Origin of the sequence: Nocardiopsis mwathae (genome assembly GCF_014201195.1) — a bacterium.
GTDB lineage: Bacteria > Actinomycetota > Actinomycetes > Streptosporangiales > Streptosporangiaceae > Nocardiopsis_C > Nocardiopsis_C mwathae.
Genome location: NZ_JACHDS010000001.1, coordinates 4230129 through 4256065 on the forward strand (window position 1 = coordinate 4230129; position 25937 = coordinate 4256065).

Below are 25937 nucleotides of genomic sequence, written 5' to 3' on the forward strand. Positions count from 1 at the left end.
AGATCCGGGAGATCACCACCGTCTCAGGGCGGTCCATGACCGTCCTCGTCGTTTCCGACGTGACTGTCGCTGCACCTGTGGGCTACGTGTTCATCGCCCCGTTGCTGCCGAACGCAGGCAACCGGGGTCAGGTCACAGCTCCGGTGCATGCCATCGACTCCCACGCGATTCTGTGGCGCATGCAATCGGTCCCTGCCTACCGAGTGTCGGAGGGCAAGCCGCTCGGGCAAGCGAGCGAAGCGGAGATGTACACGGTCGATTCCCTATTGAAAGCGCTTCTAGGTCTTTAGTCGCCCTCAAGGTCAGCGAGGACCGGGGGGTCGAAGGCGCGGACCGGGGGCGGGGTGCCCTCGAACTTCTTGATCTCGACGAGGATGTGCTGGGCCGTCGTGCCCTGGCTGAGCGACGACGTGCCGATGTCCCGCGTCAGGGCGTTCGGGTTGCCGTGGACGCACGTGGCCGTGTCCGGAGCCGACGGGTCGTACCACGCGCCGGTCGACAGCTGCACGACCCCCGGCCGCGGCTCCTCGCTGACCGCGACGCCCGCGAGGCAGCTGCCCACGTCGTTGAGAACCTTCACCACATCCCCGTCGCGCAGCCCGCGCGCGGCGGCGTCGTCCGGGTGGATGCGCAGCGGGGCGCGCCCCGCGATCTTCTGGGACCGGCTGTAGGCCCCCATGTCCTGCTGGCTGTGCAGCTTCCCGCTCGGCTGGTTGGCGATGAGCAGCAGCGGCCACAGCCCGGCCCGCCGACCGCCCCGCCGCTCGTCCGAGGGGGGCCATACGGGGTGGCCGGGGCAGTCCGGGTACCCGAAGGAGTCGACGGTCGCGGAGTACAGCTCTATACGGCCGCTGGGCGTCTGCAGCGGGTGCGCGACAGGGTCGGCGCGGAACTCGCCGAACGTCGTCGCGTCGTCGACACGCCCCGGCAGGTCGACGCCGCCCGCCGCCCAGAACGCGTCGAAGTCGGGCACGCCCTCCGGCTGGCGTTCGCGCCACTGCTCGTAGATGTGCCGCAGCCACTCCCCCGAGGTCCGCCCCTCGGTGAACTCCTTCTCCACGCCCAGCCGCCGTGCGAGCGCCGCGTAGATGTCGTACTCGTCGCGCGCCTCGCCGTGCGGCGGCACCGCGCGCGGCATGGCGCGCAGCCGGAGGTCGCCGCGACCGGCCGTCAGGTCGTCGCGCTCCAGCGCCGTCGTCGACGGCAGCACGATGTCGGCGTGCCGGGCGGTGGCGGTCCAGTGGGTCTCGACCACGACCACGGTGTCGGGCCGCCCGAACGCCCTGGTCAGCCGCTTCAGGTCCTGGTGGTGGTGGAAGGGGTTCCCGCCCGACCACACCACCATCCTGATGTCGGGGTAGGTGCGCCGCTCGCCGTCGAACGCGTAGGTCTCCCCCGGGTGCAGCAGCATGTCGGCGACGCGTGCGACCGGGATGAACGAGTCGATCGGGTTGGCCCCCTGCGGCATGCGCGGCAGCCCGCCCGGCGTGGCCCCGCCGCCATAGCGGCCGGTGGAGCCGTACCCGGTGGCGAAGCCGCCGCCCGGCAGGCCGATCTGCCCGAGGCAGGCCGCCAGCGCGATCCCCGCCCACAGCGGCTGCTCCCCGTACCGCGACCGCTGTACCGACCAGCCGACGTTGACCAGGGTCCGGCCGGACGCCATCCGCCGGGCCAGGTCGCGCAGCGTGTCCGCCGGAAGTTCGCACAGCTCCGCCGCCCACTCCGGGGTCTTGGCCAGCCCGTCGGTCGCGCCGAGCACGTAGCGGCGCAGCACCTGCGCGCCGACCGTGTAGCGGTCCAGGAACGCCGTGTCCGCCAGGCCCTCCTCGAACAGGACGTGCATGAGTGCGAGCATGATCGCGGTGTCGGTGCCCGGCGCGGCCGGGAGCCATTCGGCGCCCATGTCGGCGAGGGTGTCGTCGCGCAGCGGACTGACCGACACGGTGCGCACCCCGGCCGCGCTCGCCGCCCGCATGCCGGGCTCGGCCGTGTTCGCCGCGCGCCCGCCGGACGAGACCCACGTGTTGGAGACGCGCAGCCCCCCGAAGGTGACGATGAGGTCGGTGTGCTCGGCGATCGCCCGCCAGGTGGCCGGTCGCTCCAGCAGGTCGTGGGCGCCCTGTGCCCCGACGACGTGCGGTACCAGCACCTCGACGGCGGCGTGGCTGTAGGTGTTCTTCGAGCGGGTGTAGCCGCCGATGAGCTTCAGGAAGCGGTGCAGCTGGCTCTGCGAATGGTGCAGCCGCCCGGCGCTCGCCCAGCCGTAGGACCCGCCGTAGACGGCGGCGTTGCCGTGTGCGGTCCGCACCCGGTCGAACTCGCGTGCGAGCAGGTCGAGCGCGGTCTCCCAGTCCACCGCGACGTACTCGTCGCCGACCGCGCCGCGCCGATCGTCGGGCCCCGGCCCGTTGCGCAGCCAGTCGCGCCGCACCGCGGGTCGGTCGATCCGGCTGGGGTGGTGCTGCGCGTCGGGGGCGTTGCCGATGACCGGCGACGGCGCCGGGTCGGCCGGGTCGGGGCGGGCGCCCACGACACGTCCGGCCTCCACCAGCACCTGGAAGGTCCCCCAGTGCGCGCTGGTCGGATAGACCTTCGGCTCACCGTCCACGTCGCCACCCTTCCCGTTTCTCCCGTTTCTCCCGCTTTTCCGGTTCCGTCCACGGGACACGATTCCGCACCGAAACGCACTCTATGCGCCGCTGTCCGCCACGCGCGCGGCCGGGCGGCCGGAGGATCTTGCGATTTGGAAGGATGGTCGGCGCACAACCCGTCGATCTCAGGAGTGGTATATGGGTGCGGTGGCGTCGCGGTCACGCCGGTCGGTCCTCGCGGTGCCGGGGTCCAACCCGCGGTTCATCGAGAAGGCGCGCGGGCTGGAGGTCGACGCGTTCTTCCTCGACCTGGAGGACGCCGTCGCCCCGCTGGAAAAGGAGAGCGCCCGCCGGACCGTGGTCGCGGCGCTGCGCGAGGGCGGCTGGGGCGAGAGGATCCGCACGGTCCGGGTGAACGACCTCGCGAGCCCGTGGACCTACCGCGACGTGATCGCGGTGGTCGAGGGGGCCGGGTCCGAGCTCGACTGCCTCGTCCTGCCCAAGGTCACCGGCGCGGACCAGGTGCGCTGGCTCGACCTGCTGCTCACCCAGATCGAGCGCGCGACGGGCCTGCCGGTCGGGCGGATCGGCATCGAGGCGCAGATCGAGGACGCGCGCGGGCTGTCGGCCGTCGACGAGATCGCCGCGGCCTCGCCGCGCCTGGAGTCGTTGGTGTTCGGCCCGGCCGACTTCATGGCGTCGATGAACATGAAGACGCTGGTGGTCGGGGAGCAGCCGCCCGGCTACGACGTCGGCGACGCCTACCACTACGTGCTCATGCGCATCCTCACCGCGGCGCGCGCCCACGGGCTCCAGGCGATCGACGGCCCCTACCTGCAGATCCGGGACGTGGAGGCGTTCCGGCGCTCCGCCGACCGCACCGCCGCCCTCGGGTTCGACGGCAAGTGGGTGCTGCACCCCGCGCAGGTCGCCGCGGCCAACGAGGCCTACGCGCCGACGCAGGAGGACTACGACCACGCCGAGCTGATCCTGGACGCCTACGAGCACGCCACCACGGTGGAGCGGCGGGGCGCGGTGATGCTCGGCGACGAGATGCTGGACGAGGCGTCGCGCAAGATGGCCCTGGTCGTCGCTGCGAAGGGGCGCGCCGCGGGGCTCACGCGCACCAAGGCGTTCGACCCGGAGGGCTGACCCGGGCGCCGGACCTCTCCTGTCCCTCCTCCCCGTCGATCTCGGCGAAGGGCACCGAATACGCGTCGTCCTTCGGTGCTCTTCGCCGAGATCGACGGGGAGAGGAGGCCGCGGTCGGCCCCGTCTGTGGGCGGGGCCGACCGCGGCGATCGGCCGACTTCCGGGGTCAGTTCCGGTAGTGCAGGATTCCCCAGGTCAGGGAGCCGGACTTACCGCCCTCGACCCAGTTGCGCAGGCCGGTCTTCATCCGGTCCAGGTACTCCTCGCTGATCTTGCCGACCAGCTCGGGCTCGCGCAGCTCGGTCTCGGCGAGCACCCGCGCGTAGTGGACGGGCAGATGGGTGGCGAGGTCGTCGAACTCCACCTTGGTGAGCCCGAGGCGGCTCGCCTCCCGGTCGTAGAAGCCCGGCGTTCCCATGGTGTCCAGGTGCAGCCGGTCCAGGATGGGACGCAGCACCTCGCCGGAGGCGTCGTCGGTGGCCATGGGGTCGGTGAAGACGAAGTGGCCGCCGCCGTGCAGCACCCGCGCGATCTCCTCCAGGACGAGTGAGCGGTCGCCGCTGTGCAGGAACGCGTCCTGCGACCAGACGACGTCGAACGCGTTGTCCTGGTAGGGGATCTCCTCGAACGAGCCGTCGACGACCTCGATGAGATGGTCGAGCCCGGCCTCCCGGTTCATCACCCGGTTCCGCTCGTTCTCGACCTCGCTGAGGTTGAGGCAGGTCACCTTGCAGCCGAACGTTTCGGCCAGGTAGCGGGCGGACCCGCCGTACCCGGAGCCGACGTCGATCACCCGCGTGTCCGGGGTGATCTCCAGCTTCGCGGCCATGCGCTCGACGGTGCGCCGGCTGGCATCGGCGATGTCCTGCTCAGGGGACTCGTACAGTCCGATGTGGATGTCGGTGCCGCCCCAGATGGAGTGGTAGAAGGTGTCGGCGTCGCTGGAGTTGTAGTAGTCGCGGGCGGTCTGGACGGCGGCGGAGTACCCCTCGGCGCGGCGCTCCTCCTCGTGGTACGCCTTCTCGGCGATGTGGATGAAGAAGTCGGGGTCCTGACCCTGGTGGGTCTCCTGGAAGTCGCCGTAGGTGTCGATGCGCTGGAAACCCACCTCGCGCATGAGCCGCCGCATGTAGTTCTTGCGCAGCGGGAACATGTTGAGGTGGTACTCGGACCTGTCGGGGAACCGGTAGACGAACCTGGCCAGGCCCTCGTCCACGTACTCCGGCTCCGCGGAGACCTCCTCGCCGCAGTAGTAGTACGTGTGCTTGTTCCCGTACTTGCCGTCGAGGAGCGCGTCGTAGTTGCGCTGGTCGATGATCAGCACGCCGTCGTGCTTGAGCATGGCGTAGAACTCGGCCAGCGCCTTGCGCCGGTCGCGTTCGGAGAACAGGTGGGTGAAGGAGTTGCCCAGGCAGATGATGGCGTCGTAGGTGCCGTGGACGCTCTTGTTGAGCCAGCGCCAGTCGGCCTGCACGACACGCAGGATGTGGCCGCCGAAGCCCAGGCCGTTGGCGAACGCCTTGGCCAGCATCTCCGGGCTGCCGTCGGCGCTGACGGTGTCGAAGCCCTCCTCCACCAGGCGCACCGAGTGGAAGCCGGTGCCGGTGGCGACATCGAGCACGGTGCGTACGCCGCGTTCCTTGAGCTGGTCGATGAAGAAGCGGCCCTCGCTCGCGTAGCGGCGCTTCCAGTCGATGAGCTCATCCCACTTCTCGACGAAGCCCGTGACGTATTCCGCTTTGTAGTGGTCGGTGTCGCGTACAGCGAGCGGGTCGTCCCCGAAACGCTGCTGATCCATGCCTTTGATGTCGACTCCTCACACTCGAAACACCTTCCCGCACGGACGCCGCAAGGCGCCTAGGGCGAGACTCCGCGTTCTTCCATTGAAAAACATGACCCACGCCGGAATTCAAGTGCCCCACACAAACTCTTGGCGTCTTCCCAGGTCGAACGCGGTGAATTCACTCCGTGAGCACAGCCGGTCACTGGCGTACGTACGTTCGCCCAGCATAACTATGTTCGCAATAGAAGAACACGAATCGGAGGGCGCAACAGATCGCCCATAACCAATCGAGAATTAATCGGCGGGTGACGGAGAATTCACGGCCGACGCGCCCGCCGGCGCCTGCGGCGATCCCGGGGTGGTCGGTGCGGACTCCCTGCGCCGCCGCACCCGGGGCTGCTGGATAATGCGGAGCATGGCCATCACCGGACGCGGATCGCAGGAGATCGCGGGAAGCGTCGAGCAGGCGATCATCGCGGGGGAGCTGGAAGCGGGGGCGGCGCTCCCCTCCATCCGCGACCTTGCGGGTGAGCTGGGCGTCAACCCGAACACCGTCGCTGCGGCCTACCGCCTGCTGCGCGACCGCGGGCTCGTCGAGACCGGTGGCCGCCGCGGCACCCGGGTGCGCACGCGCCCGGCGGGGCTGCCGCGCGACATCGAGACCGGAGCGGTTCCCGGAAACGTGCGCGACGCCGCCAGCGGCAACCCCGACCCCCGGCTGCTGCCCGACCTCGCCGCGGCGCTCGCCGCGGTGGCCGCCCGGCGGGCCGGGCGCCACCCGCTGTACGGCGACCCGCCGATCCTGCCGGAGATGCGCGCCGAGGCGCAGGCCGTCGTCGAGGCCGACGGTGTCCCCTGCCCCGCGCTGACCCTCACTTCGGGCGCGCTGGACGGCATCGAGCGCGTGCTGCGCTCCGCCCTGCGTCCCGGCGACACCGTCGCCCTGGAGGACCCCGGCTGGCCCAGCGAGTACGACCTCGTCGCGATGCTCGGGTTGAAGCGGACGCCGATGCGGGTGGACGAGGAGGGGCCGCTGCCCGGCGACCTCGACGCGGCCCTGAGCGCCGGCGCGCGGGCCGTCATCGTCACGAGCAGGGCGCAGAATCCCACCGGCGCTGCCGTCAGCGCGGAGCGTGCCGGGCGGCTGCGGGCGCTCCTCGCCGGGTACCCGCGGGTGCTGACGGTCGAGGACGACCACGGCTTCGGGTTCGTCGAGCAGCCGTTCGAGGGGGTCGGCGGCGCCACCGAGCGGTGGGTCCTGGTGCGGTCGGCCGCCAAGGGCTACGGGCCGGACCTGCGGCTGGCCATGGTCACCGGCGACACGGCGACCGTCGACCGGGTGCGCGCGCTGCAGCAGTCCGGGCACGGGTGGGTCAGCCAGGTGCTCCAGGAGGCCTTCGTCGAGCTGCGGCGGAGCGGGGCGGTCTCACCCGAGCGCGCCGGGCGGTCCTACGCCGAGCGGCGGTCGGCGCTGCTCGCGGAGCTGGAACGGCACGGCCTGCGCGGGCGCGGGCGCTCGGGGGTCAATGTGTGGGTGGAGGTCCCCGACGAGGCCGGGGCGGTCGCGGGCCTGCTCGCACGCGGGTGGTCCTGCGCTCCGGGGGGCCGTTTCCGGATCGACTCGCGACCGGGCATCCGGGTGACCATTTCTGCCCTGGATGTGCAGGATATGCCGATTCTGGCCGCCGACATCGCTGCGGCCGTCCGATCGGGCGGACCCGCCATCTGACCGACCGCACCCGACCCGGAACCCGCCTCCACGGCGCCCGGCCGACGCTCCTCAGGCGCCCCCAGGCGGCGATTATCGCCACTGGTGTACGGGTATGTGGGGCTTGACCGTATTCGACGCCGCATCAGGGGGGCCGGCATGAGCGAATATGGCAGCGACCGGCGCATCAACGTCACCCGGCTCTGGTCCGGCGGCCTGGCCACGGCCGTGGTCGCCGCCCTGGTCATACTGGTGGGGACCCTGGTCGCACGCGGCATCCTGCACGTCCCCGTGCTCGCCCCCGAAGAGGCCGGATACTTCGGCGACGCCACCACCGCCGTCTACGCGGGCATGGCGGCCGCGGCGGCGCTGATCGCCACCGCCCTGCTGCACCTGCTCCTGCTGAGCGCCCCGCGCCCGATGACGTTCTTCGGCTGGATCGTCGGGCTGGCGACCGTGGTGGCCGCGGTCAGCCCGTTCGCCGAGGTCGCGCCCCTCGGGAGCCAGATCGCCACGGGTGCCATCAACGCGGTCACCGGCATCGCGATCGTCTCCCTGCTCACCAGCGTGGGATGGAGCTCGTTCAGGAGCGGCCGCGGGACCCGGCGCACCCACCGCGACGACGGCACCGTGCCCGGGACCGGCTACGGCGGCGGCAACGGCTACGGGACCGGCTACCGCAACGCGGTCGACCGGTCCACCCGCCCGATCCGCCGCTACGACGGGCGGCACCACCGCGACGGCGACACCAACGCCGACACCCGTATCGAACGGGACTGAAACGCACCACAAGCAGGACCGATACACAACCGCAGCATGATTTCCGGGCCGCTGTGACGTGGTCGCAATCGGGACGCGTGAAAACCAGGGGACGCTGTTAAGCGTCCCCTGTGCGAGCCGAATTCGAACGCGCACTCCCGAGGAGAGTGAAGATGCGGAAGATCATGCTGGCTGTTGCCGCCACAGCATTGGTGGGCGCCCCGGCCGTCGCCACGATTATGGAACGTCCGGGCCTCGCGCCCGAGGCCGCCGAGGCGGCGCAGAAGGCCCGCATCGCGGTATCCCCCGCCACCATCGCCGGTGCGAACGCCGGACATCCGGCCACCGTGCAGCAGGTCGTATCGACCGGGAGACCCACCGTGAACGTCACCATCGACCCGCTCAAGGCCTCGAAAGAGATCGTCCGACTGAGGGAGACGGGCTGGATGAACCCCAACAAGGTCGAATTCGCCGATGACCCGGTCATCAGCCTGCTCCAGTTCAAGTACTGGCTGGACAAGGGATACATCGCCAAGGACGGCGGTTGGAGCGAGAAGGGCGAGAGGGAGCAGGGCTGGCTGGACAACGGCTACGAGGAAGGCAAGGCCTACAAGAAGTACATGCGCGGGCAGCAGGGCTGAGTCCGCAGCGCCCGGCGCACCGGGGCCGTGTCCGATGTCATGGGGGACGGGACACGACCCCGGGCCCGCGGACCCGTGGGCCCGCGGGTCCACCGCGCTACCCGACCGGTAGCCGCTCCTCGCGCTCGTCGAGCATCTCCTGCGCCTGCTCGGCCAGGGGCCGGTCCTCGTCGGCCGTTCCGGCGTCGAGGTCGACGCGCGGCACACCCGGGCACGTGACGGCACTGCCGGGCAGGATGCCGTCGATCAGGTAGTCGTCGATCCGCTCGGTGACGCAGCCGTAGTCGCGGCCGCCGTAGTAGCCGTGGTTGCCGTCGTCCTCGACGATGATGAGGCTGTCGCGCAGCCGCTTGGCCATCGCCGGGCCGCCCTCATAGGGCGTCTGCGGGTCGTACTCGCCCTGGACGACCACACCCGTCGGGTAGCCGTCGCGCTTCAGCTCCACCGGCTTCTCCGGCGGCGTGTAGGACCGGAACGTGCACGCGTTGGGCGCGGCCGCGGCGACACCGAAGCCGTAGGGGTGGTTCTCCCGGAAGTCGCGCATGTCGCGGTAGTAGACATCGAGGTCGGCCGGCCAGTCCGCCTCGCACAGGATCGCGCTGTAGGTGCCGTTCATCAGCCGCTCCCTGGACTTGGCGGCGACGAGCGCGATGGCCTCGGCCGCGTCCTCGGCGTCGGCCTGGGCCTCGGTGTCCGGCTCCTCGCCGCCCTCGTCCTCACTCTCCGGTGTCCCGTCGCGCAGGCGGGTGAGCGTGTCCGCGAGCAGGTCCCACTCGCCCTGCCACCGCGCGAGGTCACCGATGAAGAGGTCGAAGTCGGTCTGGGTGAGGCCGTCGATCGGCTCCTCCCCCGCACGCTGCGCCAGCTCCTCGATGAGCGCCCGCACCGCCTTGGCGTCGGCGCCCAGCCCGAGCCTGTCGTCGTTCTCCGCCGCCCACTCGGCGAACCGCTCCACGTTCTCGGTGGTGGCGGGCGCCATCGCCGTCCAGTCGTCCCGCCAGATGCGGTCGGGGTGCACGGAGGAGTCCAGGACGCTGCGGTCGAGTTTCTCCGGGAAGAGGCTGCCGTAGACCGCGCCGAGGTAGGTGCCGTACGAGTAGCCGAGGTAGTTGGCCTTGTCCTCTCCCAGCACACCGCGGATGACGTCCATGTCGCGGGCGGTGTTGGCGGTGGTGATGTGCGGCCGCAGCGACCCGGCCGTCCGGTCGCAGCCCGCCTCGGTCCGGCGGGCCGCCTCGGTGAAGTCGTGCAGCTGGGCGTCGGTCGGCCGGGACGGGAGCTCGTACTCCGCGGGGTCCGGCGCCGAGCAGTTGAGGTTGGTGGAGTCCCCGACCCCGCGCGGGTCGAAGCCGATGATGTCGTAGACCTCGGCGACCTTCTGGTCGCTGAGGAAGGCCGGCCCGCCGAGCCCGGGAGCGCCCGGCCCACCGGGGTTGGTGAGCAGGATGCCGCGCCGGTTCTCCTCGTCGGTGGCCGTGCGGCGCGAGATCGCGACCCGGATCTTCTCACCCTTGGGGTTGGCGTAGTCCATCGGGACGGTGATCCTGGCGCACTCCACACCCCCGCCCTCGTCTTCCCCGCTCTGGTCTCCCCCGCCCTCGCCGTCACAGGGCTTCCAGGAGACGTTCTGCTGGTAGAAGCTCTTCAACTCGGGAGCGGCCGATTCGGCCGGATCCGCCGCGGCGGGCGGCGCCCAGGCGAGCACCCCACCCATCGCCACCAGCCCGAGCACACTCCCGGCGGTGCCCGTACGCCGACCGGTTCTTCTGCTGACGTCCACAGCCTGCCTTCCGGAGGGGAACGCCGACCTCACGCACAGTGGCGCAAGATAGGCGAATTCAGACATGACGGTGGATGAGCCTAGAGACCCCCATGTGCCACACGGAACCGCCGAAAGTCGTACTTCTTGCGGCCAGAATCTTCGGTGTGCGGGGAGCGGCGGCAGGTTCCTTCCGGTGAGCACCCAGCTGGGGTCAGGCTCTGCCTCCGTTGATCTCGGAGATACGGGGGTAAAAATCGCCCGCGAGACCCCGATATCCCCGAGATCAACGGAGGCAGGGCACCGATCGGCCCGGCCGCCCAGCAGACGCCCCGGCTCCACGACTACCGGGAGCGGCGGCGGCTCCCATCAGGCGTCGTAGTCGACGACGACCGTTTCGGTGAGGGGGCGGGACTGGCAGGTGAGGACGTAGCCGGCGGCGAGTTCGTCGGGTTCCAGGGCGTAGTTGCGGGCCATGTCGACCTCCCCCTCGCAGAGTTTGGCGCGGCAGGTACCGCAGACGCCGCCGCGGCAGGCGTAGGGGGCGTCGTCGCGGACGCGCAGGGCTCCGGACAGGACGGTCTCGGTGTCGGGGTCGATGTCCACGGTGGTGCTGCGACCGTCAAGGGTGAAGCGGACGTGGCTGGTCGCGGCGGCCGCTGTGCCGCTCTCGGTGTGGCGGCGCCGCGGCGGCGGCTCCTCGTCCTCGGCGTGGAACAGCTCGTAGTGCACCCGGTCGTCGCCGATGCCGCGTCCGCGCAGGTCGTCGCGGACAAGGCGGACCAGGCCGGCGGGACCGCACAGGTACCAGTGATCGACCTCGTCGGGCGCGATGAGGTGGGTGAACAGCAGGTCGAGCTTGTCGGCGTCGATCCGCCCGCTGCTGACCGGCGATTCGCCCACCTCCCTGCTGAGCACGTTGATCAGCTCGAAGCGCTGCGGGTAGCGGTCCTTGACGTCCTGCAACTCCTCCAGGAACATCACGTCGCGCGCGGTGCGGTTGCCGTAGACGAGGGTGAACGCGCTCGACGGTTCGGCGGCCAGGGTCGTGGTGATGAGCGAGAGGACCGGCGTGATGCCGCTGCCCGCGGCCACGGCCACGTGGGTGCGGCCCCGCTCCGGGGCGAGCGGGACGTGGAAGCCGCCCAGCGGGTACATGACGTCGAGGACGTCGCCGGCGCGCAGGCGCTCGTTGGCGTAGGCGGAGAAGGAGCCGTCCTCCAGGCGCTTGACGGCGATGCGCAGCGGGCCGTCCGGGGCGCGCGAGCAGATCGAGTAGTTGCGGCGCAGCTCCCGACCGTCGAGTTCGCAGCGGACGGTGAGGTGCTGGCCCTGGACGAACCGGAACTCCTCGGCCAGCTCCTCGGGGACGTCGAAGGTGACGGCCACCGCGTCGTCGGTGAGCCGGTCGACGGCCGCCACGGTCAGCGGGTGGAACACACCCCGGTGGCGCCTCGCCGCGGGGCGGTCTCGTTCCCGGACGTCTGTGTTCATGGGTCCTCGGGTCGCTACTCGGATGGGCGGCGGGTGGTGATCACAGGTGGTGGGTCAGAGGGGTTTGACGCGGTCGAAGGGTTCCCGGCAGGCGGCGCACACGTACAGCGCCTTGCACGCGGTCGCGCCGAACCTGCTCACCTCGCGGGTGTCGGGCGAGCCGCAGTGCGGGCAGCGCACCGACAGCGGGACGAAGGTGGCCCCCGGCCGGTGGTCGGCGGCGCGCTGCGGTGGCGGGGCGATGCCGTGTTCGGCGAGCTTGCGCCGCCCCTCCCGGGTGATCCAGTCGGTGGTCCAGGGCGGGGAGAGCACGGTGCGGACCGTGACGTCGGGGTGGCCGTGTTCGGCCAGCCGGGCGCGGATGTCCTCCCGGATCGCGTCCATGGCCGGGCACCCCGAGTAGGTGGGGGTGACGGTCACCGTGACGGCCCCCGCGTCGTCGACCTGGACGTCGCGGAGGATGCCGAGGTCCGCCAGACCGACCATGGGCATCTCCGGGTCGGGGACGGATCCGACCAGGTGGGTGATGTCCGCGATGGCCGCGGCGCCCGCGGTGTCGCCGTCGGTCGTGCCGGCGCCGCCGGGGGCGGCGCGCTCGACGCGCTCGGCATCCTCGCTTCTTCCGGCGGGTCCCGCCATCCGCCGGGCCCGGTCGGCCGCACCGCTCGCCATCACCACGTCGCCCCCGGGTGTGAGCGGTGCAGGTGCTGCATCTCGGCGATCAGGTAGCCGAACGCCTCGGTGTGCACCCCCTGGCGGCCGCCCCGCCCGGCCAGGCCGGTGAGGGGCGGGGCCTCGGGCCGGGCGAGCGCCGCCTCGCCGAGCACGCCGTCGATGAAGGCATCCCAGGCGGGGCGGAGCGCGGCGGGGTCGACCCCCGTTCCGGCCTCGGCGACGGCCCGGGTGACGTCGTCGGAGGCGAACAGTTCGTCGGTGTAGGGCCAGGCGGCGTCCACGGCGGCCACCATGCGCGCGTTGCTCTCGTCGGTGCCGTCGCCCAGCCGCACGGTCCACAGCGCGGCGTGCTCGCGGTGGTAGTCGAGCTCCTTGACGGCTTTGGCCGCGATTCCCGCGACGATCTCGTCGGCCGACCCGCCCAGGGCCCGGTACAGCTCGTAGGCGTAGGCGGAGAACAGCAGCTGCCGGGTGACGGTGTGCGCGAAGTCGGTGTTGGGCAGCTCGACGAGCCGGCAGTTGACGAACTGGTGCTCGTCGCGCAGGTAGGCCAGGTCGTCCTCGGTGCGCAGTACGCCGGTCAGCTGCTCCTCCACGCGCCCGGCGTGGGTGAGCAGTGAACGGGCCTGGCCGAGGAGGTCGAGGGAGATGTTGGCCAGGGCGACGTCCTCCTCCAGCTGCGGGGCGTCGGCGACGAGCTCGGCGAGCCGGTGGCCGGCGATGAGGGCGTCGTCGCCCGACCGCAGCAGGTAGGCGACCAGCGCGGTGTCGGCCGCGGGGGCGCTGAAGGCGCCGTCGGGCACGGTCACAGGTGCTCCACCCCCTCGGGGACCTCGTAGAACGTCGGGTGCCGGTACACCTTGTCGTCGGCCGGGTCGAAGAAGGCGCCCTTGGCCTCCGGGGATGAGGCGGTGATCGCGGCGGCCGGGACCACCCACACGCTCACCCCTTCCTGGCGGCGTGTGTAGAGGTCGCGGGCGTTGTGCAGGGCGTGTCGGGCGTCGGCGGCGTGGAGGCTGCCGACATGTACGTGGGACATCCCCCGCCGTGCCCGGACGAACACCTCCCACAGCGGCCAGTCGGCCCGTCGGCCGCCGTGCCCGCTGTCGTGTCCGCCGCCGTCGCGTGTCACGCCGTTGTCCTCCGTGGTCGTCGCTGTCGAGTTCGGGCTCCGCCGCGCGGTCCGCCGCTTCTTCCGGTCCATGTTCCGTCCGCTCACGCCACGGGCTCCCGCACCTCCCGCACCTCCCGGACCTGCTGCGCCGACGGTGACTGCCGCATGCCGCGCTCCGTCCGGGCCGCGTGCTTGGCCGCGTGCGCCCGCGCCGCTTCACGCACCCAGGCGCCCTTCTCGTGGGCGGCGCGCCGGTGTTCCAGGCGCTGCCGGTTGCACGGCCCGTTGCCCTTGAGGACCTGCTTGAACTCCTCCCAGTCGATGGGGCCGTGGTCGTAGTGCCCGCGTTCGGGGTTCCAGCGCAGGTCGGGGTCGGGCAGGGTGAGGCCGAGCACCTCGGCCTGCGGCACGATGATGTCGACGAACTTCTGCCGCAGTTCGTCGTTGGTGAAGCGCTTGATCTTCCAGGCCATGGACCGGGCGGTGTGCGGGGACTCGGCGTCGGGCGGCCCGAACATCATCAGCGACGGCCAGTACCAGCGGTTCACCGCGTCCTGCGCCATGGCCTTCTGCGCGTCGGTGCCGCGCGCCAGCACGTAGAGGCATTCGAAGCCCTGGCGCTGGTGGAAGCTCTCCTCCTTGCAGATGCGCACCATGGCACGGGCGTAGGGGCCGTAGGAGCAGCGGCACAGCGGGACCTGGTTGGTGATGGCGGCGCCGTCCACCAGCCAGCCGATGGCGCCGACGTCGGCCCAGGTGAGGGTGGGGTAGTTGAAGATCGAGGAGTAGCGCTGGCGGCCCTCGTGGAGCAGGTCGAGGAGTTCGGCGCGGTCGACGCCGAGGGACTCGGCGGCGCTGTAGAGGTAGAGGCCGTGCCCGGCCTCGTCCTGGACCTTGGCGATGAGGACGGCCTTGCGCTTGAGGCTGGGTGCGCGGGTGATCCAGTTGCCCTCGGGCTGCATGCCGATGATCTCGGAGTGGGCGTGCTGGGCGATCTGCCGGATCAGGGTCCTGCGGTAGTCGTCCGGCATGCGGTCGCGCGGTTCGATGCGCTCGTCGGCGGCGATCATCGCGTCGAAGCGCTCGCGCCACTCCTCCGGTGCGTTCTCGGTACCGGCCATGTCGTGTCCTCCCGCTCGCCCTTCGAGGCGGCCACCATTACCTACCGAACGTTCAGTTAGAAAATACTGCGAAAGGGGAGGCGGGGTCAATGCCCCGCCTCCCCTCCGCTCTACCGCCTATTCGGCGATTCCCGCATCGGGCCCGCTCACGCGTGGCGGCGCGACTGCACGAAGTCGAACCGCCCCGAGACATAGCCGGGGTCGGTCAGCGACGAGGTGGCGGCCGGGTTGGCGCCGGAGCCGTGGTAGTCGCTGAACGCCGCGGACTGGTTGACGAAGACCTGGCCGGTGAGGTTGGCGGACAGGTTCACCCCTGCTTCCAGCGCGGCCTTCTCCGCCGCCGCCAGCACGTCCTCACCGGTGGCGTACACGGCCGCGGTGAGCGCGCCCCGCTCGGCGATGGTCTCGCGCATCAGCCGCAGCGCCTCATCGGTGTCGGCCGTGGTGACCACGAACGAGATCGGCCCGAAGTGCTCGCGCCCGTAGACGTCGCGGCGGTCGGCGTCGAGCCGGACGATCACCGGCGTACGCACGGTCGCGTCGGCGAAGTCGGGGTGGGCGATGTCGGTGGACTCCAGCACGGTCTCGCCGAGCTTGCCCGCCTCCTCGATGCGGCGCAGCACACCGTCGTTGGCGATGGCGCCGAGGACGCCGGTGGCCCGCGCCGCGTCCCCGAGCAGCCGGGACACCGACGCCGCGAGGTCGGCACCCACCTGCTCGGCGCTCTTGTGGCCCTCGTCGGTCTCGATACCGCCTCCGGGCACGAAGATGTTCTGCGGGGTGGTGCACATCTGCCCGCTGTACAGCGACAGCGAGAACGCGATGTTGCCCAGCATCTGCTTGTAGGCGTCGGTGGAGTCGATGACGATCGCGTTGACGCCGGCCTTCTCCGTGCAGACGAACGTCTGTCGGGCGTTCTCCTCCAGCCAGTCGCCGAACTCGGTGGACCCGGTGAAGTCCACGATCTTCACCTCGGGGCGCAGCGCGAGCGTCGCCGCCAGCTTCTCGTCGGCGCGCTCCGCCGCCAGCAGCACGGTGTTCGGGTCGAGCCCGGCCTCGGCCAGCACCTCGCGGGCGACGGCCACGGTGATGGCCAGCGGGAGCACCGCGCGGGGATGTGGCTTGACGACGACCGGGTTGCCGGTGACCAGGCTGGCGAAGATACCGGGGTAGGAGTTCCAGGTCGGGAAGGTGTTGCAGCCGATCACCAGGGCGACGCCGCGCGGCACCACGTGGAACCGCTTGTCCATGACCAGCGGATCGCCCTTGCGCTGCGGCTTCTCCCAGCGTGCGGCGCCCGCGTAGCGGGTCATGGTGTCGTAGCCGTAGGCGACCGCCTCCAGCCCGCGGTCCTGGGCGTGCGGGCCGCCGGCCTGGAACGCCATGACGAACGCCTGCCCGCTGGTGTGCTGGACGGCGTGCGCCATCTCGAAGCTGCGCCGGTTGATCCGGTGCAGGATCTCCATGCAGACTCCGGCCCTGCCCTGCGGGCCCACGTCGCGCCAGGACGGCCGCGCGGCCTCGGCCGCGGCGATCAGGGCGTCGGCGTCGGCGTGCGGGTAGCCGACTCCCAGCGAGATGCCGTACGGGGAGCGCTCGGTGATGATGCGGTCGTCGCCCCCGGGCTGGTCGAGCGGAAAATCCTTGCCGAGGTAGCCCTCGAACGCCGCCTGTCCCTCGGGCGCGGCCTCGTCTCCGTACACCTTCGGGCTCGGTGACTCCGGGTGCGGTGTCCAGAAGTACCGGCCGTGGATGGCCGCGACCGCCTCCTGGAGGGTCGACTGGTGCCGCTCGAAGAGCGCTGCGGGGGCTGTGCCGTTGTCGGCCACTGATCCGTACTCCCAACGCGTGCCTCGGGGAGCCACCTTGACAGCTCCCCTGCCGGTGGTGCTTGTCTATGAGGTATTACTAACCGAACGTTCATTCAGCACGCAAGGGTGGAAGTCGCGCCCGTGTGTCCGCTCCCCCCACCCCTCTCGGTCCGCCGCGATGCGGATCACCGCAGGCCACGACAGGAAAGGACGCCACGAGTTGACCGAGCACGACACCCGCCCCGCCCGCCCCGGCGCCGGTCTCGGACGCCCCCGGCGGCTCGGATCCGCCCCCGACCCCGACCTGCTCGACCCCATGGAACAGGTGTCCCGCGACATGCTGGAGGAGCACCAGCTCCACCGGCTCAAGCAGACCCTCCGGCACGCCTACGACCACCAGGACTTCTACCGGCGCAAGTGCGAGGCCGCCGGGGTCGCCCCCGAGGACCTGCGCGAGCTCGGCGACCTCGCCCGCTTCCCGTTCACCACCAAGCAGGACCTGCGCGCCGCCTACCCGTTCGGCGCGTTCGCCGTCCCCATGGACCGGGTGGTGCGGGTGCACGCATCCAGCGGCACGACCGGGCACTCCACCGTCGTCGGCTACACCCGCGGCGACATCGACATCTGGTCCGACCTCGTCGCCCGCTGTATCCGCGCCTCCGGCGGCCGCCCCGGCGACAAGGTCCACGTGGCCTACGGCTACGGCCTGTTCACCGGCGGACTGGGCGCCCACTACGGCGCGGAGCGGCTGGGCTGCGTGACCATACCCGTCTCCGGCGGGCAGACCACCCGCCAGGTCCGGCTGATCCGCGACCTGCGCCCGCAGACCATCATGGTCACCCCCTCCTACCTGCTCACCATCGCCGACGAGTTCCGCGCCCAGGGCGTCGACCCGAGATCGACCTCGCTGCGGACCGCCATCCTCGGCGCCGAGCCGTGGACCGAGGACATGCGCGAGGAGATCGAGGAGACCTTCGACCTGCACGCCGTGGACATCTACGGGCTCTCGGAGGTCATGGGGCCGGGCGTGGCCAACGAGTGCGTGGAGACCAAGGACGGCTTGCACGTCTTCGAGGACCACTTCCTGCCCGAGATCGTCGAACCCGTCGACGGCACCCCGCTCCCCGACGGCCGATCCGGCGAGCTCGTGTTCACCTCGCTCACCAAGGAGGCGCTGCCGATCGTCCGCTACCGCACCCGCGACCTGTCGCGGCTGCTGCCCGGCACCGCCCGCCCGGCGTTCCGGCGGATGGCCAAGGTGACCGGCCGCAGCGACGACATGGTCGTCCTGCGCGGCGTCAACCTCTTCCCCGGCCAGGTCGAGGAGCAGGTGCTGCGCATCGGCGCGCTCGCCCCGCACTTCCAGCTGGTGCTGCGCCGCCCGCGGCGGCTCGACGAGCTGACGGTGCGCGTCGAGCACCGCCCCGAGGCGACCGCCGACGCGCGCGCCGCGGCGGGCGGCCTGCTCACCGCGGCCCTGCGCGAGCACATCGGTGTGGGCGCCGACGTCGAGGTGGTCGCCCCCGGAACGCTGGAGCGCTCCGTCGGCAAGATCCGCCGCATCGTCGACGAGCGCACCGGGTGACCGGCCCCGGTGAAGGGCGGAACAGCGGGAGACGGGGAGACCGGAGGTTGTGGCCTTGCGCACCATTGATCCCGATGCCCGCGATGCGAGCGGCCCCGGGACACCGCCGACGGTAGATTCACCGTCTGTGTCCCCAACGTCCACACCAGGTCCGCCCGCCGCGACCGACGCACCGGCGGCGCGGCGCCGCGCCGGACGCCCCGGCCACGACGCCGAGTCGGTGCTGCGCGTCGCGGTGCGGGTCTTCAACGAGCGCGGGTACGACGGCACCAGCATGGAGGACCTCGCCCGTGCGCTCGGCGTGACCAAGTCCGCGATCTACCACCACTTCACCGGGAAGTCGGAGCTGCTGCGCCGGTCGCTGGACCACGCCCTGGACGCCCTGTTCGCCGTCACCCGCGAACCGGAGGCGACCACCGGCCCGGCCATCGACCGGCTGGAGTACGTGGTGCGAGGCAGCGTGCACGTCCTCGTCGAGGAGCTGCCCCACGTCACCCTGCTGCTCCGCGTCCGCGGCAACACCGAGGTGGAGCGGCACGCGCTGGAGCGCCGCCGCGAGTTCGACCACTTCGTCGGCGGGCTCGTCCGCGAGGGCGTGGAGGCCGGCGACATCCGCCCCGACGTCGACCCCGCCCTGGCCGGCCGGCTGCTGTTCGGCATGGTCAACTCCATCGTCGAGTGGTACCGCCCCGGCAAGGGCCTCGACAGCCCGGACCTCGCCGACGCCCTGGCCACCGTCGCCTTCAACGGACTGCGCGCCTGACCGCCCTTCCGTTCCGGCCGCCCCCGCCCTTACCGTCGGTACCACCGATGATCTCGGGAGGAATCGACAGGAGGTGTGGAACGACGTGTCTTCCGGGGGACATCCCACCGTCCCGGTAACCGGGCGACTACTGTGTTCTGCGTGCTCGGCCGACGGCGGAATGAGGGAGTGGCGCCCATGGCACTGCGCGGGCGGCGGACACGTGCGCTGAAGGACGTCCCGGGCGCCGTCACCCGGCCGGCGGCCCGCGTCTCGGTTCGGCTGCGCGCCGCCTTCGCCGTCCTCGCGGCGCTGGCGCTGGCCGCCGCTCTGGCCCCCGCCGCGCACGCCGCCGCCCGGCCCGGACCCGCCGCAGCGGCCGAGCAGGCGGTCGACGGTCCCGTGGTGGTCGTCGGCGTCCCCGGGCTGATGTGGGAGGAGATCGACCCCGAGACGATGCCGCGGCTGTGGGCTCTCGCCCAGGACAGCGCCATCGGCGACATGTCGATCCGCACCGCGACCTCCCGCACCTGCCCGGTCGACGGCTGGCTGACGCTGTCCGCCGGACAGCGCGCGTTCAGCCAGCGCCAGCAGTACTTCATCTGCGAGCTTCCGGTCGCCCCCGAGCGCGACGGGCGCGGCGCGGTCTTCCCCGACTACGAGGACTTCGTCGAGGAGAACGCGGCCTCCGCATACGGCGCCAGGGTCGGCGCCCTCGGCGGGGCGGTGCGCGAGGCCGGGGGCACCACGCTGGCCGTGGGGGCGGGGGCGGCGCTGGCCGCCGCCGACCACGACGGCCGCGTCGATACCTACGTCAGCGGCGTCGGCGGGTTGCGCCAGGAGGACCTGGACGCGGCGACACTGGCCGTCATCGACCTCGACGGCCTCGCCGACCTCTACCTCGAACCGCCGGTCGACCCCGACGCCGAGGTCGACGAGGAGGTGGACGGCCCCGACGCCGAGGACGAGCCGGAGCCCGACCCGATCCAGCACGAGCACCGGCTGGAGGCGCTGGCCGCGATCGACGACGAGCTCGGCCGCGTACTGGACGTCCTGCCCGACGACGCCACGCTGATGGTGGCGGGTGTGTCGGTGGAGGCCGGCGAGTCCAACCTCAATGCGGCGCTGCTGCACGGCCCGGGGCCGGGCGGCACGCGATTCGACGGCGGGTTTCTGACCTCCGACTCCACCCGCCGCGACGGGCTGGTGACACTGACCGACGCCACCGCCACCGTGGTGAGCAGCATGGGCCTGCCCACCTCGGGCATGGTGGGCCGGGTGTGGAAGCAGGGCGAACGTCCCGGCGACTTCGCCACCGCGGTCGGCGACCTCGCCGACCTCAACACCGCCGCCAAGGTGGTGGGGTCGCTGACCGCCGGGTTCTTCGCGTTCTTCGTCGCCCTGCAGCTGCTCATCTACGCCGCGGCCGCCTACGCGCTGCACCGCTACAGCGACCGGGACCGCAAGAAGCGCGACCTGGTGCTGTCGGTGACCCGTGTGGTCGCGCTCGGCGGTGCGGCGTTCCCGGTCTCCAGCTACCTGTCGAACCTGATCCCGTGGTGGTCGTCGGACGCGCCGCAGCTGGCCCTGATCGGGTGTGTGCTGCTCACCGACGCCGTCGTGGTCGCGCTCGCCATGGCCGGGCCGTGGCGGCGCGGCATCCTGGGACCGATGACCGTGGTCGCGGGCATCACCACGGCCGTCCTGTTCATCGACATGCTGACCGGTGCCAACCTGCAGCTGAACTCGCCCACGGGCTACACGCCCATCGTGGCCGGGCGGTTCTACGGGCTGGGCAACATCGCGTTCGCCACCTTCGCCACCGGCATGCTGATGGCCGTGGCGGGGGTCGCCCACTACCTGATCCGCCGCGGCCATCGGACGGCGGCCGTGGCGACGGCGGCGGTCGTGGGCACGGCCACGATCTTCGTGATCGGGTGGCCGGGGCTGGGGACCGACTTCGGCGGGGTCATCGCGATCATCCCGGGGCTGGCGGTCACCGTGCTGATGATCTCCGGACGCCGGGTGACCTGGCGGTGGTCGCTGGGCATCGCGGCGACGGCCGTGGGCGTGATCGGGCTGATGGCCTACCTCGACTTCCTGCGCCCGCCCAGCGAGCGCAGCCACTTCGGGCTGTTCTTCAGCCAGCTTCTGGGCGGTGAGGCGGCCACGGTGATCAGCCGCAAGCTCGCGGCGATGCTCGGGTCGCTGGGCAACTGGCAGCTCACCCTGCTCTCGGCGTGCGCGCTGCTGTTCCTGTTCGCGGTGCTCAACAAGCCCACCGACTGGCGGATGGGGGCGCTTCAGCGCGCCTACGAGTACGCTCCCACCCTCCGGGCGGGCCTCACCGGCTCGCTGGTGACCGCGCTCGTCGGCTTCGCCGTCAACGACTCCGGCATCGCCATCCCGGCCCTCGCCCTGACGGTGGCCGTCCCGCTGACCCTGTCGGCGTGCACGTGGGTCCTGCAGCAGGAGGGCCCCCTGGAACGAGACGGCGTGCGCGGAGGGGATGATTCCGGTCGTTCCGAGGCCCGGACGCCGCTATGACGCGGCCGGGGTCGGAGCGGTGTCCCGGTCCGTGAACCCCCAGGGGAAGTCGACGGTGACCCGGTGCATCTCGCGTCGCTCGGTGTAGTCGGGCACCGCGTAGTGCTGGACCGCGCGGTTGTCCCAGAAGGCCATGGTGCCCGCTTCCCACCGCAGGCGGACCTGGAACTCCGGGTGGCGCACCTGGTCGCACAGGAGCGGGAGCAGCGCCTCGTTCTCCCAGGGGGTGAGCCCCTTCAGGCGGGTGACCGAGCTGCGGTTGACGTAGAGCAGGCGGCGCCCGGTCTCGGGGTGGACGCGCACCACCGGGTGTTCGACGGGCGGCCAGTCGCGGCGAAGCCGCTCCAGGTCGAGCGCGTGGCCCTTGGCGATCGCCTTGGTCGCGCCCGGCACGATGTCGTGGACCCCGACGAGGGCGCCGGCCAGCTCCCGGATCTGCGGGGAGAGGTCGTCGTAGGCGGCGCATGAGCTGGCCCACAGCGTGTCGCCGCCGACCGCGGGCAGCTTGACGGCCCTCAGGAGCGAGCCCATCGGCGGGTGCGGCATGAACGTGTTGTCGGCGTGCCAGTTGTCGCCGCCCTCGCCCTTGGGGCTGGTCTGGTCGAGCACGTGGATGGCGTCGGCGACCGGGTCGCCGGTGTCCTTGCGGGCCTTGAGCGGCGGTGCGCTGAGCGTGCCGAAGCGCAGCGCGAAGCGGAGGTGTTCCTCGTCGGTGATGTGCTGCTCGCGGAAGAACAGCACACCGTGGTCGAGGAGGCCCTGGTAGACGGTGTCGACCTCGGTATCGCAGAGTTCCTTGCGGAGGTCGAGCCCGGTGACGTACGCGCCGATCCGCGCCGTGGCTTTCTCGAACTCGATGGCCATGGACACCTCCTGAAGCAAGCAGTTGCTTGGTTGAATCGAGCGTAGCACCGCGCCCGGCGACCGCACCGCGACGCATCCGCACCGAGGTGACCAACGCCATGCCCGGGGACACACTCACGCGTCGCCCACATCACGAAACGGCCACGACCATATGGTATGGTCCGGGACGGATGCTTGTTCTAAGCGTCTTAGGACCGAGCCGGCGCACATCCGCTCCACGCGGACCGCACGTAAGGACGACCAGGCCGCAGCCACCCGCATTTCTCGCCTGGCACCCCGAGCCGACGTCGGAATCGGTAGTCGTCGCAGCCGGATCCGGACGACGGACCACCACACGAATGCCGGACACTCCGCCGTGTCGGCATGAGGGGTAGCACACCGATGACACAGCAGTTCAGCCGCAGCGGCGTGCCCGCGTACGCGACGACCCGCGTCTTCGCCGCACGCCCGAGGACCGAGAGCCTGCGGCCCGCGGCCCTGCCCGATCTGCCGACGGTGCCGCCGCTTCACCCCGGAGCCAACGACATGCCCGCGCTCACCATCACCACCCGCAACCACGACGACGGCCTGGTCATCACACTCGACGGCGAGATCGACATGGCCACCGAAGAGCAGTTCCACCAGGCGGTCCTGGACTCCGTGGGCACCCGCCCCTACAGCAGGGTGGTCCTGGACTGCGCCCGGCTCGGCTTCATCGACTCCAGCGGACTGCGCGTGCTGATCCAGTCGCACAAGATCGCCAAGGAGCACTACACCGGCGTGTTCATCGCCGCGCCGACCGACAGGGTCGCCCGCCTGCTGCACGTCACCCGGATCAACACGCGCATCCCCGTGTTCCCGACGGTCGACGCCGCACTCGCGGCCCCGCTGGAGAGCCCCACCCTCTGACACCCCGTCCGCCCGCTGCACCGGCCTCGGAGGCAGTGCGGCGACGATCGCCCGTGGGGCCCGGCGCCTCCGGGTTCGACCGAGAAGGCGCGGGGGGCGGGCGCTCAGAACATCAGGAGCCACACGCCCGCGCCCAGCGCCGCCACGTTGACGAGGCCGAACACGAACACCCAGGCGGTTCCGGGGACACCGGTCAGCCGGTCGAGCTGGTCGGCGTCGGACTGGGGCGTGGGCTGGGCCCGGCGCTGCGACTGCAGCTCGAACACCGGCCGCACCCCGGCGACCAGTAGGAACCAGGTGAAGAAGTAGGCGAACGCCGCCTGCACCTCGGCAGGGGTGAACCAGGAGACGCCGAAGATCACCAGCCCGGTGCCGACCACCGAGATCACGCCGTAGATGTTGCGGATGAGCAGCAGCATGGCGAGCAGCAGCAGGATGCTGATCCACAGCAGCGCGGTGATCCGGTTGCCGACCAGCATCAGGATGCCCAGCAGGCCGACGATCGACGGAGCGATGTAGCCGGCCAGGACGGTGAGGACCATTCCCAGGCCGTCGGGCCGCCCACGGGTGACCGTGACGCCGGAGGTGTCGGAGTGCAACCGGATACCGGAGAGCTGGCGGCCGCAGAGCAGCGCGACGATGGCGTGCCCGCCCTCGTGCACGATCGTCACCACGTTGCGCGCCAGGCGCCACGGTCCGCGTGTCAGGACCACCAGGAGGGCGACCGCCCCGGCCGCGATGATGATCCACTGCGGAGGCGGCGTCTGGATGAGGAAGACCTCCTGCACGACATCGCCGAGCGTCGTCGCCTCTATCGGGAGCGCCGTGGCGGCGAGGGGGTCCGCTCCGGCGTTCCCGATCGAAATTCCTGCCATCGGCCCCGCTCTCCCGATTCCAGTCCCAGGTGATCTCACACGCGCTAGGCGCACTGTAGGACATCCGGGACAGTGGTCGGCTCGAAAACCGGGACGATTCCCGACGCGGCCGACGCGGCGGCCACATCAGCGGCCCGGTTCGATGCGCACCGATCCGCTCGTCGTCCTCGCCTCGATGCCGGCGTCCGCATCCTTGGAGGTGGCCACACCGACCTCGCGGTCGCCGCTACCGGTCTCGGCGATGACATCGTAGGTGCCGTCCGGAACCCGCACGGTGACGTCGCCCGACGTGCTCTCGGCCGTCAGCCGGCGGAACGGGGCGTCGGTCGTGACGGCCACGCTGCCGGACGTGGCGCCCACGTCGGCGGTCTCGAATCCGCCGCCGACCTTCACGTCGCCCGAGGTGGCGTTCGCCTCGACGGTCGACGCCGTGAAGCCGCCCAGGTCGATGCCGCCGGAGGTGGACACCGCGCGGGCGCCGTCCCCGGCCCCCGAGGCCGCGATGTCGCCGGAGGTGGACGTCAGGTCGATGACGCCCCGGACCCCGTCGAGCCGGATGTCGCCCGAGGTCGCATCGGCCTCGATGTCGCCGGTGACCCGGGTGGCCGTGATGTCGCCGGACGACGTCGTCAGCTTCAGGTCTCCGGTCACCGACCGCACGTCGATGCCGCCGGACCGGCCCCAGACCGTGACGTCGGTGCCCTCCGGCACGCCGATGACGAAGTCCACCTCGCAGTAGCTGAAGAGGAAGAACGGGGGCGCGTCGCACCGCGCCTCGGCCCACAGCTCGCCGTCGTTCTGGACGAGGGCGTCCTCGGGGTCGGCGATGGGCGAGCCGCGCAGCGTCCGCTCCACGGTGACCGCGTCCCCGTCGGTCCCGGTCAGCCGGATGCTCCCGGCCGCGTCGTTCTGCACGACGAGCTCGGTGACCCCGGTGAACGACTCGGTCTTCTCCGTCCGGTCGACGGAGACGTCCGCGAGCGCGACCAGCGCACCCGACACCAGCGCCACGACCGCGACGAGCGCCCCGAGGAGCAGCCAGCCGATGCGCGGCCTGCGCCGCCCGCGCGGCACCTTGCTGGACGAGGCGTACAGCCCCCTGCTGCTGAACGTCATGTCTCCACTACCTCTCCGGGGAGGTCTCCCCTCATGACCGCTCGTCCCGCCGTCATGACCCGACACCGCGCAGGTAGCGCAGGACCGCCAGCACGCGGCGGTGGTCGTGGTCGTCCTGGCCCAGGTCGAGCTTGGTGAAGATGGACCGGATGTGCTTCTCGACGGCGCGCTCGGTGATGAACAGCCGCGCGGCGATGCCCGCGTTGTTCAGCCCCTGCGCCATCACCTCCAGGACCTCGCCCTCTCGGGGGCTGAGCCGGTCCAGTGCGCTGTCCTGGCGGCGGCTGAGCAGCTGCGAGACCACCTCGGGATCGATGGCGGCGCCGCCGCCCGCCACCCGGCGCAGCGTGTCGAGGAACTCGTCGATGTCGGCGACGCGGTCCTTGAGCAGGTAGCCGACCTTGGTGGAGCCGCCGCCGAGCAGTTCGGCGGCGTACCGGCTGACCACGTGCTGGGAGAGCAGCAGTACCGCGACGTCCGGGCGGGTCCTGCGGATCTCGATCGCCGCCTGGATGCCCTCCTCCGAGTAGCCGGGCGGCATCCGGATGTCCACGAGGCACAGGTCCACGTCCGGGTGCCGCGCGACGGCCGCGAGCAGTTCGGCGGCATCGCCGACCTGCGCGAGGATCTCCACGCCCTCGTCTTCCAGCAGCTTGGCCATGCCGCTGCGCAGCAGCACCGAGTCCTCGGCGATGATGATCCGCATCGCTGT

Annotated in this window: 22 protein-coding genes; 9 read left to right on the forward strand and 13 right to left on the reverse strand. The window is 71.5% G+C overall.

Annotation, left to right across the window (positions count from 1 at the left end; translation table 11 throughout):
• The first annotated feature begins 35 nt into the window (after positions 1 to 35).
• Positions 36 to 290, forward strand: a complete 255-nt coding sequence (locus tag HNR23_RS18365; RefSeq protein WP_184077116.1) for a hypothetical protein — start codon at positions 36 to 38, stop codon at positions 288 to 290.
• On the opposite strand, the gene HNR23_RS18370 is transcribed toward HNR23_RS18365, so the two are convergent.
• Complete coding sequence (locus HNR23_RS18370) at positions 287 to 2608, reverse strand: molybdopterin-dependent oxidoreductase (RefSeq protein ID WP_184077118.1); 2322 nt, start codon at positions 2606 to 2608, stop codon at positions 287 to 289. The two genes, HNR23_RS18365 and HNR23_RS18370, sit on opposite strands and share 4 nt — an antisense overlap.
• Positions 2609 to 2789: 181 nt before the next feature.
• On the opposite strand from HNR23_RS18370, the gene HNR23_RS18375 reads away from it, so the two are divergent.
• On the forward strand, positions 2790 to 3743 hold the full coding sequence (locus tag HNR23_RS18375) for an HpcH/HpaI aldolase/citrate lyase family protein (RefSeq protein WP_184077120.1): 954 nt from the start codon (positions 2790 to 2792) through the stop codon (positions 3741 to 3743).
• Between the two features lie 166 nt (positions 3744 to 3909).
• Here HNR23_RS18375 and HNR23_RS18380 read toward each other — a convergent pair whose 3' ends face one another.
• Positions 3910 to 5541, reverse strand: a complete 1632-nt coding sequence (locus HNR23_RS18380) for a glycine/sarcosine N-methyltransferase (protein WP_184077122.1) — start codon at positions 5539 to 5541, stop codon at positions 3910 to 3912.
• A gap of 400 nt (positions 5542 to 5941) precedes the next feature.
• Here HNR23_RS18380 and HNR23_RS18385 point away from each other — a divergent pair, with 400 nt between their 5' ends.
• The 3 genes from HNR23_RS18385 (at position 5942) to HNR23_RS18395 (ending at position 8634) form a co-directional block, all read left to right on the forward strand.
• Positions 5942 to 7255 (forward strand): aminotransferase class I/II-fold pyridoxal phosphate-dependent enzyme, encoded by a 1314-nt coding sequence (locus HNR23_RS18385; RefSeq protein WP_184077124.1) that lies wholly within the window; start codon positions 5942 to 5944, stop codon positions 7253 to 7255.
• Between the two features lie 138 nt (positions 7256 to 7393).
• Positions 7394 to 8014, forward strand: coding sequence for a DUF6069 family protein (locus HNR23_RS18390; RefSeq protein WP_184077126.1), 621 nt, complete (start codon positions 7394 to 7396; stop codon positions 8012 to 8014).
• Positions 8015 to 8166: 152 nt separating this feature from the next.
• On the forward strand, positions 8167 to 8634 hold the full coding sequence (locus HNR23_RS18395) for a hypothetical protein (RefSeq protein ID WP_184077128.1): 468 nt from the start codon (positions 8167 to 8169) through the stop codon (positions 8632 to 8634).
• 97 nt (positions 8635 to 8731) lie between these two features.
• Here HNR23_RS18395 and HNR23_RS18400 read toward each other — a convergent pair whose 3' ends face one another.
• From HNR23_RS18400 to paaN, 7 genes are all read right to left on the reverse strand, one after another.
• Positions 8732 to 10414: an alpha/beta fold hydrolase gene (locus HNR23_RS18400; RefSeq protein WP_221308168.1), complete on the reverse strand. Its 1683-nt coding sequence runs from the start codon at positions 10412 to 10414 to the stop codon at positions 8732 to 8734.
• Between the two features lie 348 nt (positions 10415 to 10762).
• A complete protein-coding gene (gene paaE, locus HNR23_RS18405; protein ID WP_184077130.1) occupies positions 10763 to 11887 on the reverse strand; it encodes a 1,2-phenylacetyl-CoA epoxidase subunit PaaE in 1125 nt (374 codons plus the stop codon).
• 54 nt (positions 11888 to 11941) lie between these two features.
• Positions 11942 to 12559 (reverse strand): 1,2-phenylacetyl-CoA epoxidase subunit PaaD, encoded by a 618-nt coding sequence (paaD, locus tag HNR23_RS18410; protein ID WP_246421796.1) that lies wholly within the window; start codon positions 12557 to 12559, stop codon positions 11942 to 11944.
• Complete coding sequence (gene paaC / locus HNR23_RS18415) at positions 12559 to 13371, reverse strand: 1,2-phenylacetyl-CoA epoxidase subunit PaaC (RefSeq protein ID WP_184077132.1); 813 nt, start codon at positions 13369 to 13371, stop codon at positions 12559 to 12561. Before paaC ends, paaD begins: the two co-directional genes overlap by 1 nt.
• On the reverse strand, positions 13368 to 13766 hold the full coding sequence (gene paaB / locus HNR23_RS27255) for a 1,2-phenylacetyl-CoA epoxidase subunit PaaB (protein WP_184080563.1): 399 nt from the start codon (positions 13764 to 13766) through the stop codon (positions 13368 to 13370). The genes paaC and paaB overlap by 4 nt, the downstream gene beginning before the upstream one ends.
• A gap of 11 nt (positions 13767 to 13777) precedes the next feature.
• Positions 13778 to 14797: a 1,2-phenylacetyl-CoA epoxidase subunit PaaA gene (paaA, locus tag HNR23_RS18425; RefSeq protein ID WP_184077134.1), complete on the reverse strand. Its 1020-nt coding sequence runs from the start codon at positions 14795 to 14797 to the stop codon at positions 13778 to 13780.
• 146 nt (positions 14798 to 14943) lie between these two features.
• Positions 14944 to 16626 carry a phenylacetic acid degradation protein PaaN gene (gene paaN / locus HNR23_RS18430; protein WP_184077136.1) on the reverse strand — a complete coding sequence of 561 codons (1683 nt, stop codon included), beginning with the start codon at positions 16624 to 16626 and terminating at the stop codon, positions 14944 to 14946.
• 202 nt (positions 16627 to 16828) lie between these two features.
• Between paaN and HNR23_RS18435 the strand changes: the two genes are divergently transcribed.
• From HNR23_RS18435 to HNR23_RS18445, 3 genes are all read left to right on the forward strand, one after another.
• Positions 16829 to 18193: an AMP-binding protein gene (locus HNR23_RS18435; RefSeq protein WP_246421797.1), complete on the forward strand. Its 1365-nt coding sequence runs from the start codon at positions 16829 to 16831 to the stop codon at positions 18191 to 18193.
• A 220-nt stretch (positions 18194 to 18413) separates the two neighbouring features.
• Positions 18414 to 18956 (forward strand): TetR/AcrR family transcriptional regulator, encoded by a 543-nt coding sequence (locus HNR23_RS18440; RefSeq protein WP_343070767.1) that lies wholly within the window; start codon positions 18414 to 18416, stop codon positions 18954 to 18956.
• A 177-nt stretch (positions 18957 to 19133) separates the two neighbouring features.
• Positions 19134 to 21482: a hypothetical protein gene (locus HNR23_RS18445; protein WP_246421798.1), complete on the forward strand. Its 2349-nt coding sequence runs from the start codon at positions 19134 to 19136 to the stop codon at positions 21480 to 21482.
• On the opposite strand, the gene HNR23_RS18450 is transcribed toward HNR23_RS18445, so the two are convergent.
• Positions 21477 to 22346: a TauD/TfdA dioxygenase family protein gene (locus tag HNR23_RS18450; protein ID WP_184077148.1), complete on the reverse strand. Its 870-nt coding sequence runs from the start codon at positions 22344 to 22346 to the stop codon at positions 21477 to 21479. The genes HNR23_RS18445 and HNR23_RS18450 overlap by 6 nt on opposite strands.
• A 381-nt stretch (positions 22347 to 22727) precedes the next feature.
• Between HNR23_RS18450 and HNR23_RS18455 the strand changes: the two genes are divergently transcribed.
• Positions 22728 to 23234: an STAS domain-containing protein gene (locus HNR23_RS18455; protein ID WP_343070617.1), complete on the forward strand. Its 507-nt coding sequence runs from the start codon at positions 22728 to 22730 to the stop codon at positions 23232 to 23234.
• Between the two features lie 104 nt (positions 23235 to 23338).
• Here the strand turns inward: HNR23_RS18455 and HNR23_RS18460 are convergent, their stop codons facing one another.
• The 3 genes from HNR23_RS18460 to HNR23_RS18470 form a co-directional block, all read right to left on the reverse strand.
• Complete coding sequence (locus HNR23_RS18460) at positions 23339 to 24109, reverse strand: M50 family metallopeptidase (RefSeq protein WP_221308169.1); 771 nt, start codon at positions 24107 to 24109, stop codon at positions 23339 to 23341.
• Positions 24110 to 24235: 126 nt separating this feature from the next.
• On the reverse strand, positions 24236 to 25225 hold the full coding sequence (locus HNR23_RS18465; RefSeq protein ID WP_184077150.1) for a DUF4097 family beta strand repeat-containing protein: 990 nt from the start codon (positions 25223 to 25225) through the stop codon (positions 24236 to 24238).
• Positions 25226 to 25277: 52 nt separating this feature from the next.
• On the reverse strand, positions 25278 to 25931 hold the full coding sequence (locus tag HNR23_RS18470; RefSeq protein WP_184077152.1) for a response regulator transcription factor: 654 nt from the start codon (positions 25929 to 25931) through the stop codon (positions 25278 to 25280).
• Positions 25932 to 25937: the final 6 nt, after the last annotated feature.

Bases quoted from the DNA above. Each gene is read 5' to 3' on its own strand.
- HNR23_RS18365 (WP_184077116.1), top strand. From the start codon at position 36: ATGACCGTCCTCGTCGTTTCCGACGTGACTGTCGCTGCACCTGTGGGC.
- HNR23_RS18375 (WP_184077120.1), top strand. From the start codon at position 2,790: ATGGGTGCGGTGGCGTCGCGGTCACGCCGGTCGGTCCTCGCGGTGCCG.
- HNR23_RS18380 (WP_184077122.1), bottom strand. From the start codon at position 5,541: ATGGATCAGCAGCGTTTCGGGGACGACCCGCTCGCTGTACGCGACACC.
- HNR23_RS18385 (WP_184077124.1), top strand. From the start codon at position 5,942: ATGGCCATCACCGGACGCGGATCGCAGGAGATCGCGGGAAGCGTCGAG.
- HNR23_RS18390 (WP_184077126.1), top strand. From the start codon at position 7,394: ATGAGCGAATATGGCAGCGACCGGCGCATCAACGTCACCCGGCTCTGG.
- HNR23_RS18395 (WP_184077128.1), top strand. From the start codon at position 8,167: ATGCGGAAGATCATGCTGGCTGTTGCCGCCACAGCATTGGTGGGCGCC.
- paaE (WP_184077130.1), bottom strand. From the start codon at position 11,887: ATGAACACAGACGTCCGGGAACGAGACCGCCCCGCGGCGAGGCGCCAC.
- paaD (WP_246421796.1), bottom strand. From the start codon at position 12,559: ATGGCGAGCGGTGCGGCCGACCGGGCCCGGCGGATGGCGGGACCCGCC.
- paaB (WP_184080563.1), bottom strand. From the start codon at position 13,766: ATGGACCGGAAGAAGCGGCGGACCGCGCGGCGGAGCCCGAACTCGACA.
- paaA (WP_184077134.1), bottom strand. From the start codon at position 14,797: ATGGCCGGTACCGAGAACGCACCGGAGGAGTGGCGCGAGCGCTTCGAC.
- HNR23_RS18445 (WP_246421798.1), top strand. From the start codon at position 19,134: ATGGCACTGCGCGGGCGGCGGACACGTGCGCTGAAGGACGTCCCGGGC.
- HNR23_RS18450 (WP_184077148.1), bottom strand. From the start codon at position 22,346: ATGGCCATCGAGTTCGAGAAAGCCACGGCGCGGATCGGCGCGTACGTC.
- HNR23_RS18455 (WP_343070617.1), top strand. From the start codon at position 22,728: ATGACACAGCAGTTCAGCCGCAGCGGCGTGCCCGCGTACGCGACGACC.
- HNR23_RS18460 (WP_221308169.1), bottom strand. From the start codon at position 24,109: ATGGCAGGAATTTCGATCGGGAACGCCGGAGCGGACCCCCTCGCCGCC.
- HNR23_RS18465 (WP_184077150.1), bottom strand. From the start codon at position 25,225: ATGACGTTCAGCAGCAGGGGGCTGTACGCCTCGTCCAGCAAGGTGCCG.
- HNR23_RS18470 (WP_184077152.1), bottom strand. From the start codon at position 25,931: ATGCGGATCATCATCGCCGAGGACTCGGTGCTGCTGCGCAGCGGCATG.